The 16,103-nt window shown below is 58.3% G+C and carries 14 protein-coding genes; 9 read left to right on the forward strand and 5 right to left on the reverse strand.

Annotated features, from left to right (window positions below; all coding sequences use genetic code 11):
- Positions 1–41 precede the first annotated feature (41 nt).
- Positions 42–614 carry an elongation factor P-like protein YeiP gene (gene yeiP, locus HMPREF3142_RS01705; RefSeq protein WP_002912951.1) on the reverse strand — a complete coding sequence of 191 codons (573 nt, stop codon included), beginning with the start codon at positions 612–614 and terminating at the stop codon, positions 42–44.
- A 147-nt stretch (positions 615–761) separates the two neighbouring features.
- Here yeiP and HMPREF3142_RS01710 point away from each other — a divergent pair, with 147 nt between their 5' ends.
- Positions 762–1,016, forward strand: coding sequence for a YkgJ family cysteine cluster protein (locus tag HMPREF3142_RS01710; RefSeq protein ID WP_008804013.1), 255 nt, complete (start codon positions 762–764; stop codon positions 1,014–1,016).
- Positions 1,017–1,018: 2 nt separating this feature from the next.
- On the opposite strand, the gene HMPREF3142_RS01715 is transcribed toward HMPREF3142_RS01710, so the two are convergent.
- Positions 1,019–1,951, reverse strand: coding sequence for a LysR family transcriptional regulator (locus HMPREF3142_RS01715; RefSeq protein ID WP_032755023.1), 933 nt, complete (start codon positions 1,949–1,951; stop codon positions 1,019–1,021).
- Positions 1,952–2,164: 213 nt separating this feature from the next.
- On the opposite strand from HMPREF3142_RS01715, the gene HMPREF3142_RS01720 reads away from it, so the two are divergent.
- Together HMPREF3142_RS01720 and HMPREF3142_RS01725 are read left to right on the forward strand one after the other, a co-directional pair.
- Positions 2,165–2,509 (forward strand): DUF3302 domain-containing protein, encoded by a 345-nt coding sequence (locus HMPREF3142_RS01720; protein WP_008804015.1) that lies wholly within the window; start codon positions 2,165–2,167, stop codon positions 2,507–2,509.
- Position 2,510: 1 nt separating this feature from the next.
- Positions 2,511–3,647 (forward strand): HlyD family secretion protein, encoded by a 1,137-nt coding sequence (locus HMPREF3142_RS01725; protein WP_070611433.1) that lies wholly within the window; start codon positions 2,511–2,513, stop codon positions 3,645–3,647.
- A 33-nt stretch (positions 3,648–3,680) separates the two neighbouring features.
- Here the strand turns inward: HMPREF3142_RS01725 and setB are convergent, their stop codons facing one another.
- Complete coding sequence (setB, locus tag HMPREF3142_RS01730) at positions 3,681–4,862, reverse strand: sugar efflux transporter SetB (protein WP_070611435.1); 1,182 nt, start codon at positions 4,860–4,862, stop codon at positions 3,681–3,683.
- Between the two features lie 334 nt (positions 4,863–5,196).
- Here setB and fruB point away from each other — a divergent pair, with 334 nt between their 5' ends.
- Genes fruB through fruA form a run of 3 tightly spaced genes read left to right on the forward strand, consistent with a single transcriptional unit; the run spans position 5,197 to position 8,977 of the window.
- Positions 5,197–6,327 carry a fused PTS fructose transporter subunit IIA/HPr protein gene (fruB, locus tag HMPREF3142_RS01735; RefSeq protein ID WP_008804018.1) on the forward strand — a complete coding sequence of 377 codons (1,131 nt, stop codon included), beginning with the start codon at positions 5,197–5,199 and terminating at the stop codon, positions 6,325–6,327.
- A complete protein-coding gene (gene fruK, locus HMPREF3142_RS01740; RefSeq protein ID WP_004103928.1) occupies positions 6,328–7,266 on the forward strand; it encodes a 1-phosphofructokinase in 939 nt (312 codons plus the stop codon).
- A gap of 16 nt (positions 7,267–7,282) precedes the next feature.
- On the forward strand, positions 7,283–8,977 hold the full coding sequence (gene fruA, locus HMPREF3142_RS01745; protein WP_012541027.1) for a PTS fructose transporter subunit IIBC: 1,695 nt from the start codon (positions 7,283–7,285) through the stop codon (positions 8,975–8,977).
- A gap of 52 nt (positions 8,978–9,029) precedes the next feature.
- Here the strand turns inward: fruA and nfo are convergent, their stop codons facing one another.
- Together nfo and HMPREF3142_RS01755 are read right to left on the reverse strand one after the other, a co-directional pair.
- Positions 9,030–9,884: a deoxyribonuclease IV gene (nfo, locus tag HMPREF3142_RS01750; RefSeq protein ID WP_012967549.1), complete on the reverse strand. Its 855-nt coding sequence runs from the start codon at positions 9,882–9,884 to the stop codon at positions 9,030–9,032.
- 71 nt (positions 9,885–9,955) lie between these two features.
- Positions 9,956–11,005, reverse strand: coding sequence for a YeiH family protein (locus HMPREF3142_RS01755; protein WP_002912935.1), 1,050 nt, complete (start codon positions 11,003–11,005; stop codon positions 9,956–9,958).
- A gap of 265 nt (positions 11,006–11,270) precedes the next feature.
- Between HMPREF3142_RS01755 and yieE the strand changes: the two genes are divergently transcribed.
- The 3 genes from yieE to cirA all read left to right on the forward strand — a co-directional run bounded on the left by yieE (position 11,271) and on the right by cirA (position 16,057).
- The gene (gene yieE, locus HMPREF3142_RS01760; protein ID WP_008804021.1) at positions 11,271–12,137 is read left to right on the forward strand and encodes a DNA-binding transcriptional regulator YeiE; all 867 of its coding nucleotides are present in this window, start codon (positions 11,271–11,273) and stop codon (positions 12,135–12,137) included.
- A gap of 177 nt (positions 12,138–12,314) precedes the next feature.
- Entirely contained in the window at positions 12,315–13,784 is a 1,470-nt protein-coding gene (locus tag HMPREF3142_RS01765; RefSeq protein ID WP_008804022.1) for an amino acid permease, read from the forward strand.
- Between the two features lie 299 nt (positions 13,785–14,083).
- Positions 14,084–16,057: a catecholate siderophore receptor CirA gene (cirA, locus tag HMPREF3142_RS01770; RefSeq protein ID WP_012967551.1), complete on the forward strand. Its 1,974-nt coding sequence runs from the start codon at positions 14,084–14,086 to the stop codon at positions 16,055–16,057.
- The last annotated feature ends 46 nt before the right edge of the window (positions 16,058–16,103 follow it).

A 16,103-nucleotide genomic window follows, 5' to 3' on the forward strand; every position in this document is an offset into this window, starting at 1 on the left:
CCAGCGGCTGTCCCTTTTTACTGTCGGGGCGTCACAGAGGATTAATCCGCGCGGCCCATATAGCGGCACTCTTCGATATGAATGCGGATTTTCTCACCGGTGGTCAGGTATTCCGGCACCTGAATCACCAGGCCGGTGCTCATGGTGGCTGGCTTGGTGCGGGAGCTGGCGGATGCCCCTTTAATACCCGGCGCGGTTTCGATAATTTCCAGGTCAACGGTCTGCGGCAGCTCCAGGGCCAGCAGTTGGCCGTCCCAGGTCAGCACCTGCATATCCGGCATCCCGCCTTCCGGAATAAACTGCAGCTCTTCTTCGATCTGCTCTTTGGTAAAGGTGTAAGGGGTATAGTCTTCTTTATCCATGAACACGTATTCGTTGCCATCGACATAGGAGAAGTCAACGAAACGACGGGTCAGGGTCACGGTATCGACGATATCGTCACCTTTGAAGCGCTCTTCCACTTTCAGGCCGGTACGCACATCGGAGAAGCGCATTTTATACAGTGTCGCAGCACCACGGGCGCTGGGTGACTGAATATCAATATTTTTCACAATCAGCAGCTTGCCGTTGTAATTCAGCACCATACCTTTTTTAATTTCATTCGCTCTTGGCATTGCAGTAATCCTGTCACTTAACGAGTCAAAAATATCGCGTAAAACTACTCGCGCCCGCGCCTTCAGGCAAGCGGAATTCGCGAGTTTTGCTATCTTCTGGCAAAACGTTTAGGCTGTGGCACAAAATGAGCGTTTGGGAGCTGGGTTGTGGAATGTCGTACCGATTGTGGCGCATGTTGCATCGCTCCCTCTATATCATCGCCAATACCCGGAATGCCGCAGGGCAAGCCCGCCAATACCCGCTGTATTCAGCTTTCCGAGCACAACTTGTGCCTGATTTTCGGCTCCCCTCTGCGCCCGAAGGTGTGCGCCAGCCTGCAGCCCTCGCCCGAGATGTGCTTCACCCACCGCGATGACGCCATCACCTGGCTGCTGGATCTTGAGCTGGCCACCGCGCCCTGAGCTTAAAGCAGCAGATGAGACAGGTTTTTGATATGGGCGCTGAGGCCGTCGAGTAGCGCCTGTACGCGCAGGGGGAGAATGTCCCGCCGCTGGAAGATAAGCCAGGCCTGCAGGTCGATACAGCGCTCCTTTTTCAGACAGGGAACCAGCTGTCCCGCCGCCAGCTCGGTGGCGAGTGAATAGTAGGGCGCATAGACGATCCCCATCCCCAGCTTCGCCAGCTCCACCGCCGGTAGTGTGTTATCGCAAACGAATCCCCCCTTTACCGTGAGATTAAGCGGTTCGCCGTTTTTGCTTTTGAAGGTCCAGATATTGTCGCTGCCGCCCAGCATGCGCAGGGTAATGCACTCATGATCCACCAGCGCCTCCGGCTCGGCGATAGGATGTTGCGCCAGATAGTCCGGAGAGGCGAAGACGCCGGTGCGAAAGCGGGTAAAGGGGCGGGCGATGAGATTTTCATTCTGTGGCTTAAAGGGGCTTATCAGCAGATCGCAGTCGCTATTAAAAATGGCGCCGTATTTCTGTTCCCGCTCGCTGGCGTTGCGGGTGACCAGATTGATCTGTAGCTCTGGCAGGGTTTTTCTCAGTGCCGGCAGAATATAGCGCCCGAGAAACTGGTGGATGCCAATGGGCGCCCCAAGGGTGACCACGCCCTGCAGCGTGTTCTTATAACGGTCGGCGAGGTTGATAAGCTGCTCATGTTGCTCAAGGACGGCGCGGCTGGCGTGAATAAACTGCTCGCCGAACTCGGTGCGCACCAGCTCTCTGGCGGCGCGCAGGAAAATGGCCAGACCGACTTTCCGCTCCACGCTGGTCAGTGTCCGTGAGACGTTAGACTGGGGCATATTCAGGCGCTGGGCCGCCCGGCTGACGCTGGCGGTTTCGGCGATGGCGCTGATGATTCTCAGCTCATCCATTTTAAAGTCTTTCAACATCTTATCGCTGCCTGATATCTGTGGTATATCAAAAATGATATACCAGTTTGGCGGAATTGCCATGTGATTTATTGATCCGCTAAACGTATGATGGCCTTTGCGTTGAACAGTCCGTTATTTAAGGAAAATTGTGCGTTTTATCGCTTCTTTTGTGGTCCTCGACGTCATTAAAAATAACGATCTTCCCGCTGGCTTACTGAGTGTATATGCACCATGCTGCTTAATTATTTTGCTTTGTTTGTATTAATACTGGTTTTTCTCATATTATTTTATGGAGTGATTATTATCCACGATATTCCCTATCATATCGCGCAAAAACGGCAGCACCCCCATCAGGACGCGATTCATGTGGCGGGCTGGATAAGCCTGTTTACCCTGCATGCTATCTGGCCTTTTCTGTGGATCTGGGCCACCTTGTACCGCCCTGACCGCGGGTGGGGGATGGCTTCGCAGACCGAGGATAGTCTGCAACGCAAGGAACTGGAGCAACGTATCGCATTACTCGAAGCGGCGTTAAAAAACAGCCAGCAGGCGTCAGCGGGGAATAAAGATAAATAATATGGATCTGTTAATTATCCTTTGCTATGTCGCCATCGCCTGGGGCGTTTTTAAGATATTTCGCATTCCAGTAAATAAATGGACAATACCCACTGCCATATTAGGCGGAATAGTGGTCGTAGGCGCGTTAATATTAACGATGAACTATAACCATCCCTATACGCTGCGGGCGCAAAAAATTGTCGTTTCTATTCCTATGGTGCCTCAGGTCTCAGGCGAGGTGGTTGAGGTCACGACTAAAACCAACGTGTTAATGAAGAAGGGCGAATTGCTGTTCCGCATCGATGACACCCGCTACCGCGCGCGGCTGAACAAGCTGAAAGCCGATCTGGCGGTCGAAGAGGCGACGCTGCGGGCGAAGCAGGCGACTATCGACGATGCCAGCGCCAGAGTGCAGCAGGCGCAGGCCGAGTACGATCGCGTTACCCGCGACTACCAGCGCTATGCCCAGGGAGCGGCCATGCCGGTCAATCCTTTCTCGGAACAGGATGTGACTCACGCCAGGCAGCAGGTGCAGATCCAGACGGCGGTATTGCAGGCGGCGAAAGCGCAATTACAAAACGCCAGAGAGCAGGTGTCTGGCCGCTATAACGGGCTTGATGCCAACATTGCCAGTCTGAAATCGCAGATCCTCGAGGCGGAGTATAATCTGGCGCAAACCGTGGTTCGTGCGCCGAGCGATGGCTACGTTACCCAGCTATTGGCGCGGCCGGGGATGACCGCGGTACGTCTGCCCTTCAAGCCGGTGCTGGTGTTTATTCCCCAGCAAAAGCGCCAGGTGGTGGCGGTATTCCGCCAGAACTCGGTTCTGCGTCTGACGGCCGGGGATAGCGCGGAGGTGGTGTTTAATGGTCTGCCGGGCAGCGTCTATAGCGGTAAGGTATCGCGGGTGCTGCCGGCGATCCCGGATGGCAGCTATCAGGCCAGCGGTGCGCTGCAGGGGCTGAGCGCCGGGGCAGGAAAAGAGGGCATCTATGTGCTGATCGACCTCGATCCCCACCCGGAAGTGGAACATTTACCGGACGGGGTCAGTGCGCAGGCGGCGGTTTATACCGATTATTTTGCCCATGTGTCGATTATGCGCAAAGTCCTGCTACGAATGACCAGCTGGCTGCATTATCTCTATCTGGATCATTAATCAGGATGGCCCGTCGAGGCCGGGCCGTCTTGCCTACACGTCCCTGATCCGCCACAGGCAGACCTGAGCGGTGATACCCATGACCAGCGCTATCCAGAACACCGCGTGATAGCTCCAGATCTCCGCTATTACCCCCGCCAGTGAACCGGCGATGATCCAGCCGACGCGGGTGGTATTGGTGTAGAGGGTAGTGGCCGCGCCCGCTTGCCCCGGCATCAGATCCTGGAAATAGAGCATGCCGATCCCGGCGAGGATCCCGATATAGACGGCGTTCAGCACCTGCATCGCCAGCAGCAGCGCCGGCGTATGCACCGTCAACATGCCCACGTAAAACAACACACCGGCCACTGCCGAAAGGCGCATCAGAAAGCGTTTACCAAAGCGCCGGGCATAATAACCGGCAATCAGCATGGTAGGAATTTCCAGTCCGGCCGCGGTGCCCATCATCAGCCCGGCCAGCTTCTCCGGCAGATGCAGCTCATTAATGATAAACAGCGGCATATTAATGATGTACAGGCTGTTGGTGCCCCACATCAGCGTGCAGATGCTAAACAGCAGCAGCGCATCGCGGCGGTGCGTGCGCGGGGCTTCCAGCCGGCCCATCGCCACCGCCGCCGCTTTATGCATGCTGGGTAAGAACAGCCAGACCATGATCCCGCAGACGATAAACGCCGCCGCAGCGCTGAGATACATTGCGGTAAAACCAAACCCCATCGCCAGGGCGTAGGCCAGCGGGGGACCAATCACCCATGCCAGGGAGACCTGGGCGCGCAAAATGGAGCTGAACATCACCGCTTCGCGACCGGTCTTGTCGGCGTGCTCGCGCGCGAGGGCGAACATCTGCGGGTTGGCGGTCGAGCCAAAGCTACTGAGGAAGACGCCGATAAACAGCAAAATGAAGTAGTTCCGGTTCCAGGCAAACAGCAGGCAGGCCAGCACCCCCAGCAGGCAGCAGACGACAATCAGCTGTTTGCGATCGCCCCGGCGGTCGGAGCGGCCGGCGAGAAACTGGCTGACCAGAATGCCAATGACGGCGCTACCGGTAAAAAAGAAGCCGACCATCGCCGGGCGGACGTGCACTTCGTTGGTCAAAAAGAGGCTCAGGGTTGGGGTTTGCAACGCCCCGGCAATGCCTGTCAGAAAGGCGACGATTAAGAATGCGGAAGAGGTTACATCGAACCCGCGTCGGGGAAGAGCGGCGCTACGGTTTTGCATGTTCGGTTTTCTGTAGTTTCAGGAGACGGCGCGGAGTTTACGCCTGCTGGCTGAAAATGAACAGTAGTATGGCACGAATAATTAAAAAGGCGTTTCAAAATATAAGGTTCAGCAAAAAGCTGACATTTGCGGTGGTCGATAGCAAAGGCTTCAGCAAAAGTGTGCAGTACCTCTAAGTTCTGCAATCAAGTCGCTGACGTACCTTGCGCGTTGAGCAAGAAAGGTACAAAATTCTTGAAACGTTTCAGCGTCATTCGACAATCCGTTCCCCGTCAGATGGCGCCTTTTTTCTCAAGTTAGCTGAAACGATTCAATTCAGCAGGAGAGGAGAACCATGTTCCAGTTATCTGTGCAGGATATTCATCCCGGCCAGCAGGCCGGTAATAAAGAAGAGGCCATCCGGCAGGTCGCCGCCGCGCTGGTCAGCGCCGGCAACGTGGCTGATGGCTACGTGAACGGTATGCTGGCTCGCGAGCAGCAGACCTCGACCTTCCTCGGCAACGGGATTGCGATCCCGCACGGCACGACGGACACCCGTGACCAGGTGCTGAAGACCGGCGTCCAGGTATTTCAGTTCCCGCAGGGCGTCACCTGGGGCGAAGGGCAGACCGCCTATGTGGCGATCGGTATTGCCGCCAGCTCAGATGAACACCTCGGCCTGCTGCGTCAGCTGACCCATGTGCTAAGCGATGACGCGGTAGCCGCGCAGCTGCAGTCCGCCACCACCGCGGAAGAGCTGCGTGCGCTGCTGATGGGTGAAAAACAGAGCGAAGCGCTGAAGCTGGACAACGAGACCCTCAGCCTCGACGTGGCGGCCAGCGATCTGCTGACCCTGCAGGCGCTGAACGCGGCGCGACTGAAAGAAGTGGGTGCCGCTGACACGGCATTCGTAAGCCACGCTATCAACGATACGCCGCTGAACCTCGGTCAGGGCGTCTGGCTGAACGACAGTGCGGAAGGCAATCTGCGCAGCGCCGTGGCAGTCAGCCGCGCGGCTAATGCCTTTACCCGCGACGACCAGCCGGTTTCTCTGCTGGTCACGGTGGCGATGGCCGATGAGCAGCCGACTGCGGTGCTGAACCGCCTGAGCAAGCTGTTGCTGGACAAGAAAGCTGACCGTTTGCTGAAAGCTGACGCCGCCACCGTGCTGGCGCTGCTGACCAGCGACGATGCCATTGCGGAAGATGTGCTGAGCGCCGAATTCGTGGTGCGCAATGAGCATGGCCTGCATGCCCGACCGGGCACCATGCTGGTCAATACGATTAAACAATTCTCCAGCGACATCACCGTCACCAACCTCGACGGTTCCGGCAAGCCGGCCAACGGTCGCAGCCTGATGAAGGTCGTGGCGCTGGGTGTGAAAAAAGGCCACCGTCTGCGTTTCACCGCGCAGGGTGAGGATGCGCAACAAGCGCTGGATGCGATTGGCGAAGCGATCGCCGCAGGCCTTGGGGAGGGCGCATAAATGAGCAGACGTGTAGCAACGATTACGTTAAACCCGGCGTACGATCTGGTGGGGTTCACCCCGGAGATTGAACGCGGTGAAGTGAACCTGGTGCGCACCACCGGTCTGCATGCCGCCGGGAAAGGCATCAACGTGGCGAAAGTGCTGAAAGATCTCGGTATTGACGTCACCGTCGGCGGCTTCCTGGGCAAAGACAACCAGGATGGCTTTCAGCAGCTGTTCAGCGAGCTGGGGATCGCCAACCGTTTCCAGGTGGTGCAGGGCCGGACCCGCATCAACGTTAAGCTGACGGAAAAAGATGGCGAAGTGACGGATTTCAACTTCTCCGGCTTTGAAGTCACCCCGGGCGACTGGGAACGCTTCGTCAACGACTCCCTGAGCTGGCTCGGGCAGTTCGATATGGTCTGCGTCAGCGGCAGCCTGCCGTCCGGCGTCAGCCCGGAGGCCTTCACCGACTGGATGACCCGTCTGCGCAGCCAGTGCCCATGCATTATTTTCGACAGCAGCCGCGAAGCGCTGGTTGCCGGACTGAAAGCGGCGCCATGGCTGGTGAAACCGAACCGTCGCGAGCTGGAAATCTGGGCCGGGCGTAAGCTGCCGGAGATGAAAGATGTTATCGAAGCCGCCCATGCGCTGCGCGAGCAGGGTATCGCCCACGTGGTGATTTCCCTGGGTGAAGAGGGCGCGCTGTGGGTGAACGCCTCCGGTGAGTGGATTGCCAAACCGCCTTCAGTGGAAGTGGTCAGCACCGTCGGCGCCGGCGATTCGATGGTTGGCGGCCTGATTTACGGCCTGCTGATGCGTGAATCCAGCGAGCATACCCTGCGCCTGGCGACTGCCGTCGCTGCCCTGGCCGTCAGCCAGAGCAACGTGGGTATTACCGACCGTACCCAGTTGGCCGCGATGATGGCGCGCGTCGACTTACAACCCTTTAATTGACAGCAGGAGAGGCATAATGAAAACGCTGCTGATTATTGATGCCGGACTCGGACAGGCGCGCGCCTATATGGCGAAAACCCTGCTGGGAGCGGCAGCGCCTAAAGCGCACCTTGAACTGATTGATAACCCGAACGACGCCGAACTGGTGATTGTGCTGGGCGCGGCGCTGCCCACCGACAGCGCGCTGAACGGCAAACAGGTCTACCTCGGCGATATTAATCGCGCCGTGGCGCACCCGGAGCTGTTCCTCAGCGAAGCCAAAGGTCACGCAACGCCGTACGCGGCCCCTGCCGCTGCGGCAGTCCCGGCGGCTACCGGCGGACCGAAACGTATTGTCGCGGTCACGGCCTGCCCGACCGGCGTTGCTCATACCTTTATGGCGGCAGAAGCCATCGAAACCGAAGCCAAAAAACGCGGCTGGTGGGTGAAGGTGGAAACCCGCGGCTCCGTCGGGGCTGGCAATGCCATCACCCCGGAAGAGGTGGCCGAGGCGGATCTGGTGATCGTCGCTGCCGATATCGAGGTGGACCTGGCGAAATTCGCCGGTAAGCCAATGTATCGCACCACCACCGGTCTGGCGCTGAAGAAAACCGCCCAGGAGCTGGATAAAGCGGTGGCCGAAGCCAAACCGTACCAGCCGTCCGGTAAACCTCAGGCTGCTGGCGAAGGGAAAAAAGAGTCGGCGGGCGCCTACCGCCACCTGCTGACCGGCGTCTCCTACATGCTGCCGATGGTGGTGGCCGGGGGCCTGTGTATTGCGCTCTCCTTTGCCTTCGGGATCAAAGCGTTTGAAGTGAAAGACACCCTGGCGGCGGCGCTGATGCAGATCGGCGGCGGCTCGGCCTTCGCGCTGATGGTACCGGTGCTGGCAGGCTTTATCGCCTTCTCCATTGCCGACCGTCCGGGCCTGACCCCGGGTCTTATCGGCGGTATGCTGGCGGTCAGCGGCGGCTCCGGCTTTATCGGCGGGATCATCGCTGGTTTCCTTGCCGGTTACGTGGCGAAAGCCATCAGCACGAAGCTGAAACTGCCGCAGAGTATGGAAGCGTTGAAGCCAATCCTGATCATTCCGCTGGTATCCAGCCTGATCGTGGGTCTGGCGATGATCTACCTGATCGGTAAACCGGTAGCCGGTATTCTCGCCTGGCTGACCCACTGGCTGCAAACCATGGGCACCGCGAACGCGGTTCTGTTAGGCGCAATCCTCGGCGCGATGATGTGTACCGACATGGGCGGGCCAGTGAATAAAGCGGCTTATGCCTTTGGCGTGGGCCTGCTGAGTACCCAGACCTACGCGCCGATGGCGGCGATCATGGCGGCCGGTATGGTGCCTCCGCTGGCGATGGGTATCGCGACGCTGGTTGCCCGCAATAAGTTCGACAAAGGGCAGCGTGAAGGGGGGAAAGCCGCGCTGGTTCTCGGCCTGTGCTTTATCTCTGAAGGGGCGATTCCTTTTGCCGCCCGTGACCCGATGCGCGTGCTGCCTTGCTGCATCGTCGGCGGCGCGGTAACCGGCGCTATCTCGATGGCGATTGGCGCAAAACTGATGGCGCCGCACGGCGGTCTGTTTGTCCTGCTGATCCCGGGAGCGATTACGCCGGTGCTGGGCTACCTGCTGGCGATTGTTGCCGGGACGCTGGTGGCGGGCCTCTCCTACGCGGTGCTGAAACGCCCGGAAGCGCAGGTAGTGGACGTCGAAAAAGCGGCATAATCTTACCGTAATAAAAAAGGGCCGATTGTTCGGCCCTTTTTTTGTCTCTGTTTTACGCCACTTCGGCGATCTGCTGCGCCCGCAGCCAGGCAATCTCTTCCGCCCAGATATCCGGGTTGATGGTTTCCAGAATCAGTGGAATGCCGTCGAAGCGGCTGTCCTGCATGATCCAGCGGAAGCAGTCGTGGCCAATGTTGCCTTCGCCAAGGCTATGGTGACGGTCAACGCGGCTGCCAAACGTACTCTTGGCATCATTCAGGTGCATGCCGCGCAGATACTGGAAGCCGACGATACGCTCGAAGTCGGCAAAGGTCTTCTCGCAGGCTTCGGCGCTGCGCAGGTCATAGCCGGCGGCGAACGCGTGGCAGGTATCGATGCAGACGCCGACGCGGGATTTATCTTCCACGCCGTCGATAATCGCCGCGAGGTGCTCGAACTTAAAGCCGAGGTTGCTGCCCTGGCCGGCGGTGTTTTCGATCACCGCGGTGACGCCTTCGGTCTTCGCCAGCGCGATATTGATCGATTCGGCGATGCGCGCCAGGCACGCCTCCTCCGGGATCTGCTGCAGATGACTGCCGGGGTGGAAGTTGAGCAGCGTCAGCCCCAGCTGCTGGCAGCGGGTCATCTCATCAATGAAGGCATCACGGGATTTTTCCAGCGCCTCTTCCACCGGGTGGCCGAGGTTAATCAGGTAGCTGTCGTGCGGCAGGATCTGCCCGGGGCCAAAGTGATACTTTTCGCAGGCGGCTTTGAATTCGGCGATGGTTTCGTCGCTGAGCGGCGCGGCGCGCCACTGGCGCTGGTTTTTGGTGAAGAGGGCGAAGGCGGTTGCTTCGATTTCGGCGGCGCGAATGGCGGCATTGGCCAGTCCACCTGAGGCGCTCACGTGCGCTCCTACGTATTTCATAAAAAAACTCCAGTTAAAGCCGCTGGGGGGTGGGTAATGATAGCGGCTTAACTGGAGAAAGATGTAGTGCTTTATGCCATCAGGCTGTGGATAGCGACGTTAATGACCCCGCCGCCGACAATCAACCAGACGAACAGCATCAGCGCCATCAGCAGCGGTTTCGCCCCGGCTTTTTTCAGCGCGCTGACGTGAGTGGTGACCCCGAGGGCGGCCATTGCCATCGCCAGCAGAACGGTATCCAGCGTCACCAGCATATCCACCACGGCTTTCGGCAGCAGATGGAAGGAGTTAAACACCGCCACCAGGATGAACATAATCGCGAACCACGGAATGGTGATTTTGCTTTTCTCGCCGTTGCCTGCCGGGGTCAGCTGTTTAACACGCGCCGCCAGGAACAGCAGGAACGGAGCCAGCATCATGACGCGCAGCATTTTGGCGATAACCGCCGCGTTCTCGGCGTCCGGGCTGACCGCATGGCCGGCGGCAACCACCTGCGCCACTTCATGCATGGTGGAACCCATATAGATCCCGTAGGTCTCCGGAGTAAACCAGTGCGCCAGCAGCGGGTACATCGCCGGGTAGAGGAAGATGGCGATGGTACCGAAGATAACCACCGTGGCGACGGCGACCGTCACTTTACTGGCTTCGGCTTTGACCACCGGCTCGGTGGCGAGCACAGCCGCCGCGCCGCAGATGCTGCTGCCGGCGCCGATCAGCCAGCTGGTGTGTTTGTCGAGACCAAACACTTTCTGGCCAAGGAAGCAGGCGATGAAAAAGGTACTGGAGAGCGTCAGAACGTCAATCAAAATACCGCTCACGCCGACGTCGGCAATCTGGGCGAACGTCAGGCGGAAGCCGTAGAGGATGATCCCCAGGCGCAGCAGGTGCTGCTTGGCGAAGATCACCCCGCCGTCGCAGGGCTGCCAGATTTTCGGGTAGACCGTGTTGCCGACGACCATCCCGAACAGGATAGCGAGGGTCAGGGCGCTAAAGCCTGCGCCGGCGATGGCCGGGAAACTCCCGGCCCACAGGGCGGCGCCGGTCAGCGCGGCGGTCAGCGCCAGGCCTGGGACAAAATGCCACAGGGAACGATGTTTGGTGGGTAAAGTGAGTGCTGTCATAACCTTCTCCTTTGTCTGCCTAAAGGTTACGCCGCGCGCGGTTAAATATAAAATTGATTATATGTTTATAATCAATCGTAATAAGTGGTTAAGGACCGCATCGTCGCTGACAAGTGGGCAGGGGAGCGATGCGGCGAAAGCGGGGTGGTTTTCCGGCAAGACGATGATTTTGTGACATAAGCGGATTTTCCTTCCTTCAGCCGCCTCGATTTGTGTCACCATAGTAAGGAAGGTTATTCAGGTTGGATTACTAAACGGGTGGGTTATGCATATTACGCTGCGGCAGCTGGAAGTGTTCGCCGAAGTCCATAAGAGTGGGTCAACCACTCAGGCGTCACAGATGCTGGCGCTTTCGCAATCTGCGGTCAGCGCCGCGCTGACCGATCTGGAAGGGCAGCTCGGCGTGCAGCTGTTTGACCGCGTCGGTAAACGACTGGTGGTGAATGAGCACGGACGGCTGCTGTACCCGCGTGCGCTGGCGCTGCTGGAGCGGGCGCTGGAGATCGAACAGCTGTTTCGCGGCGATAACGGGGCGATCCGGGTCTACGCCAGCAGCACCATCGGCAACTATATTATGCCGGAGATCATCGCCCGTTATCGCCATGACTTCCCGGAACTGCCGGTGGAATTGAGCGTCGGCAACAGCCTGGATGTGATCAACGCCGTCGCCGACCTGCGGGTGGATTTCGGTCTGATTGAGGGGCCGTGCCATGCCGCCGACATCATTGCCGAGCCGTGGCTGGAAGATGAGCTGGTGGTGTTTGCTGCGCCTGATTCGCCGCTGCTGGCGGGGGAGGTGACCCTGCAGCAACTGGCTGAGGCGCCGTGGATCCTGCGCGAGCATGGGTCCGGTACCCGGGAGATTGTCGATTATGTACTGCTGTCGCATCTGCCGGCGTTTCATATGGGCATGGAGCTGGGCAATTCGGAGGCGATCAAGCACGCCGTCCGGCATGGCCTGGGCATCAGCTGTTTATCGCGCCGGGTGATTGCTGAACAGCTGGCCTCGGGCACGCTGGCGGAGCTGAAAGTGCCATTGCCCCGGCTGACGCGCACGCTGTGGCGGATCCATCATCGGCAGAAGCATATTTCCAAAGCATTACAACGTTTTCTGCAATATTGCCAGGTGTAGCACCCGGTTTTTACGCCTCATTACGGGGGGAATTCGCTGGCAATTCCGCAGGTTAGTGCTTTACTAATAATTTGCGGGCGATCATGAAGCTCTCTTATAACTTTGCATTTGTACCGGATGGAACCCCGATCGTCTGCTACAATCGCGCCTCATTTTTTGGATGGATAGCATTATCACATGGTTTCGGAAACTAAAACCACAGAAGCGCCCACGCTACGTCGTGAACTGAAGGCGCGCCACTTGACCATGATCGCCATTGGCGGTTCCATCGGTACGGGTCTTTTTGTTGCCTCTGGCGCAACCATTTCGCAAGCAGGTCCCGGCGGGGCGCTGCTGTCTTATATTCTGATCGGTTTGATGGTCTATTTCCTGATGACCAGCCTGGGCGAGCTGGCGGCGTTTATGCCGGTGTCCGGTTCCTTCGCCACCTACGGCCAGAATTATGTTGAAGAAGGCTTCGGCTTCGCGCTGGGCTGGAACTACTGGTACAACTGGGCGGTGACGATCGCCGTTGACCTCGTGGCTTCGCAACTGGTGATGAGCTACTGGTTCCCTGATACCCCGGGCTGGATCTGGAGCGCCTTGTTCCTTGGCATTATGTTCCTGCTGAACTGGATCTCGGTGCGCGGCTTTGGCGAGGCGGAATACTGGTTCTCGCTGATCAAAGTCGCCACCGTCATTATCTTTATTATTGTCGGCGTGATGATGATTGTCGGCATCTTCAAAGGGTCGCAGCCCACTGGCTGGAGCAACTGGGGGATCGCGGATGCGCCATTCGCCGGTGGTTTCTCGGCGATGATCGGCGTGGCGATGATTGTCGGCTTCTCCTTCCAGGGCACTGAGCTTATCGGCATCGCGGCCGGTGAGTCTGAGGATCCGGAGAAGAACATCCCGCGCGCGGTGCGCCAGGTCTTCTGGCGTATCCTGCTGTTCTACGTTTTCGCCATTCTGATTATCAGCCTGATCATTCCGTACACCGACCCGAGCCTGCTGCGCAACGACGTGAAGGATATCTCCGTCAGCCCGTTCACGCTGGTCTTCCAGCATGCTGGTCTGCTGTCGGCGGCGGCGATCATGAACGCGGTTATCCTGACTGCCGTTCTGTCGGCCGGTAACTCCGGGATGTACGCTTCCACGCGTATGCTGTACACCCTGGCCTGCGACGGCAAAGCGCCGCGTATTTTCTCGAAGCTGTCGCGTGGCGGCGTGCCGCGCAACGCGCTGTACGCGACCACTGTTATCGCGGCGCTGTGCTTCCTGACGTCCATGTTCGGCAACCAGACGGTGTACCTGTGGCTGCTGAACACCTCCGGGATGACCGGCTTTATCGCCTGGCTGGGTATTGCGATCAGCCACTATCGTTTCCGTCGCGGCTACGTCATGCAGGGTAACGATATTAATAATCTGCCGTATCGTTCCGGGTTCTTCCCGCTGGGGCCGATCTTCGCCTTCGTGCTGTGCCTGATCATCACCCTCGGACAGAACTACGAAGCGTTCCTCAAGGACACCATTGACTGGGGCGGCGTGGCGGCGACCTACATCGGTATTCCGCTGTTCCTCGTCATCTGGTTTGGTTACAAGCTGGCGAAAGGCACCCGCTTTGTTCGCTACAGCGAAATGACCTTCCCGGACCGCTTTAAGCGTTAATCTTCGCAATTGTGCGATAAAAGCCCTCTGAAAAGAGGGCTTTTTTTATGTCCGCACGGTTACAGCTTGACACAATTCTTCATAATTATATTGATAATCGTAATCATTATCTTTATCATTTTCGCCCATTACGGATGAAGCCACTCCCCGTCTCTGCCATTGGGTCAGACTGACATCGGGCGACCAGCCACATCGACGAGAAAACAGCGCGAGCATGTCGCCGACAGAGCGACAGGCCGCCAGCGCGTGTGAGCAGCACCTTTTTGTTTGTTTGGTTGTACACCTCATGGAGATTTGGAATGTTCAGGTTAAACCCTTTTATCCGGGCGGGATTGTCTGCGTCCGTCGTATCATTGGCGTTTCCGGCTCTCGCCGATGTAAATGAAGAAACGCTGGTGGTGACCGCCTCGGCGACTGAACAGAGCGTCAAAGACGCGCCGGCGAGCATCAGCGTCATCACCCAGCAGGATTTACAACGTAAGCCCGTCCAGAACCTGAAAGACGTACTGCGCGATGTCCCTGGGGTCCAGCTCACTAACGAAGGAGATAACCGCAAGGGCGTCAGCATTCGCGGTCTGAGCAGCAGCTATACCCTGATCCTCGTCGACGGGAAACGCGTCAACTCCCGCAACGCCGTCTTCCGCCACAATGACTTCGACCTGAACTGGATCCCTGTGGATGCCATCGAACGTATCGAGGTGGTGCGCGGCCCGATGTCCTCCCTTTACGGCTCCGATGCGCTCGGCGGCGTGGTCAACATCATTACCAAAAAAATCGGCCAGAAATGGACCGGGACGCTGAGCGCCGATACCACCATTCAGGAACACCGCGACCGCGGCGATACCTGGAACGGCCAGTTCTTCACCAGCGGTCCGCTGATCGACGGCGTGCTCGGGATGAAGGCCTACGGCAGCCTGGCAAAACGCGCCAAGGACGATCCGCAGTCTTCCAGCAGCGCCACCGGCGAGACGCCGCGCATCGAGGGCTTCACCAGCCGCGATGGCAATGTTGAATTCGCCTGGACGCCGGGCGAAAACCATGATTTTACGGCGGGCTATGGCTTTGACCGTCAGGATCGTGATTCCGATTCCCTTGACCGCAACCGCCTTGAGCGTGAGAACTACTCCCTGAGCCATAATGGCCGCTGGGATATGGGCAACAGCGAGCTCAAGTTCTACGGCGAAAAGGTGGATAACAAAAATCCGGGGCAGAACGGGACCATCACCTCGGAAAGCAATGCCATCGACGGCAAGTATGTCCTGCCGCTGGACATGATTAACCAGCTGGTGACCTTCGGCGGCGAATGGCGCCACGATAAACTCAAAGATCCGGTCAACCTGAGCAGTGGCGGCCAGTCGACCTCCGCCAGTCAGTACGCCCTGTTTATCGAAGACGAATGGCGCATCATCGAGCCGCTGGCGCTGACCACCGGCATTCGTATGGACGACCATCAGACCTATGGCGATCACTGGAGCCCACGCGCCTATCTGGTGTATAACGCCACCGATACCGTCACCGTCAAAGGCGGCTGGGCGACGGCGTTTAAAGCCCCGTCGCTGCTGCAGCTTAACCCCGACTGGACCACCAACTCCTGCCGCGGGTCGTGCAGCATCATCGGTAACCCGGACCTGAAACCGGAAACCAGTGAAAGTTTCGAGCTCGGTCTCTACTACCGTGGGGAAGAGGGCTGGCTGCAGGATGTTGAAGGCAGCATCACCACCTTCCAGAATAATGTCGACGATATGATCGATGTTCTGCGCACCTCCAGCGCCAGCGAAGCGCCGGGCTACCCGAACTTTGTCGGCTGGAAAACCGTCAACGGCAAGCGCGTGCCGATCTTCCGCTATTTCAACGTCAACAAAGCCCGCATCAAAGGGGTGGAGACGGAGGTGAAGATCCCGTTTGGCGATGAGTGGAAGCTGACGATGAACTACACCTACAACGATGGCCGCGATCTGAGCAATGGCGCCGACAAACCGCTGCAGACGCTGCCGTTCCATACCGCCAACGGCACGCTTGACTGGAAACCGCTGGACGACTGGTCCTTCTACGTGACGGCCAACTATACCGGCCAGCAACGCGCGGTAAGCGCCACCGGCAAAACGCCGGGCGGCTACACCCTGTTTGACGTTGGCGCGGCATGGCAGGTGACCAAAAACGTGAAACTGCGCTCCGGGGTGCAGAACGTGGGTGATAAAGATCTGAGCCGGGACGACTACAGCTATACCGAAGAGGGCCGTCGCTACTTTATGGCGGTGGATTATCGCTTCTGATCGTCGGCACTAAAACGTGGCCTGCGGGCCTGAGCATGCGCCGCGA

Source organism: Klebsiella sp. HMSC16C06 (genome assembly GCF_001808325.1).
GTDB lineage: Bacteria > Pseudomonadota > Gammaproteobacteria > Enterobacterales > Enterobacteriaceae > Klebsiella > Klebsiella variicola.

Bases quoted from the DNA above. Each gene is read 5' to 3' on its own strand.
- HMPREF3142_RS01725 (WP_070611433.1), top strand. From the start codon at position 2,511: ATGGATCTGTTAATTATCCTTTGCTATGTCGCCATCGCCTGGGGCGTT.
- yeiP (WP_002912951.1), bottom strand. From the start codon at position 614: ATGCCAAGAGCGAATGAAATTAAAAAAGGTATGGTGCTGAATTACAAC.
- HMPREF3142_RS01755 (WP_002912935.1), bottom strand. From the start codon at position 11,005: ATGACAGCACTCACTTTACCCACCAAACATCGTTCCCTGTGGCATTTT.
- HMPREF3142_RS01765 (WP_008804022.1), top strand. From the start codon at position 12,315: ATGGTTTCGGAAACTAAAACCACAGAAGCGCCCACGCTACGTCGTGAA.
- fruK (WP_004103928.1), top strand. From the start codon at position 6,328: ATGAGCAGACGTGTAGCAACGATTACGTTAAACCCGGCGTACGATCTG.
- HMPREF3142_RS01720 (WP_008804015.1), top strand. From the start codon at position 2,165: ATGCTGCTTAATTATTTTGCTTTGTTTGTATTAATACTGGTTTTTCTC.
- nfo (WP_012967549.1), bottom strand. From the start codon at position 9,884: ATGAAATACGTAGGAGCGCACGTGAGCGCCTCAGGTGGACTGGCCAAT.
- setB (WP_070611435.1), bottom strand. From the start codon at position 4,862: ATGCAAAACCGTAGCGCCGCTCTTCCCCGACGCGGGTTCGATGTAACC.
- yieE (WP_008804021.1), top strand. From the start codon at position 11,271: ATGCATATTACGCTGCGGCAGCTGGAAGTGTTCGCCGAAGTCCATAAG.
- fruB (WP_008804018.1), top strand. From the start codon at position 5,197: ATGTTCCAGTTATCTGTGCAGGATATTCATCCCGGCCAGCAGGCCGGT.
- fruA (WP_012541027.1), top strand. From the start codon at position 7,283: ATGAAAACGCTGCTGATTATTGATGCCGGACTCGGACAGGCGCGCGCC.
- HMPREF3142_RS01715 (WP_032755023.1), bottom strand. From the start codon at position 1,951: ATGTTGAAAGACTTTAAAATGGATGAGCTGAGAATCATCAGCGCCATC.
- cirA (WP_012967551.1), top strand. From the start codon at position 14,084: ATGTTCAGGTTAAACCCTTTTATCCGGGCGGGATTGTCTGCGTCCGTC.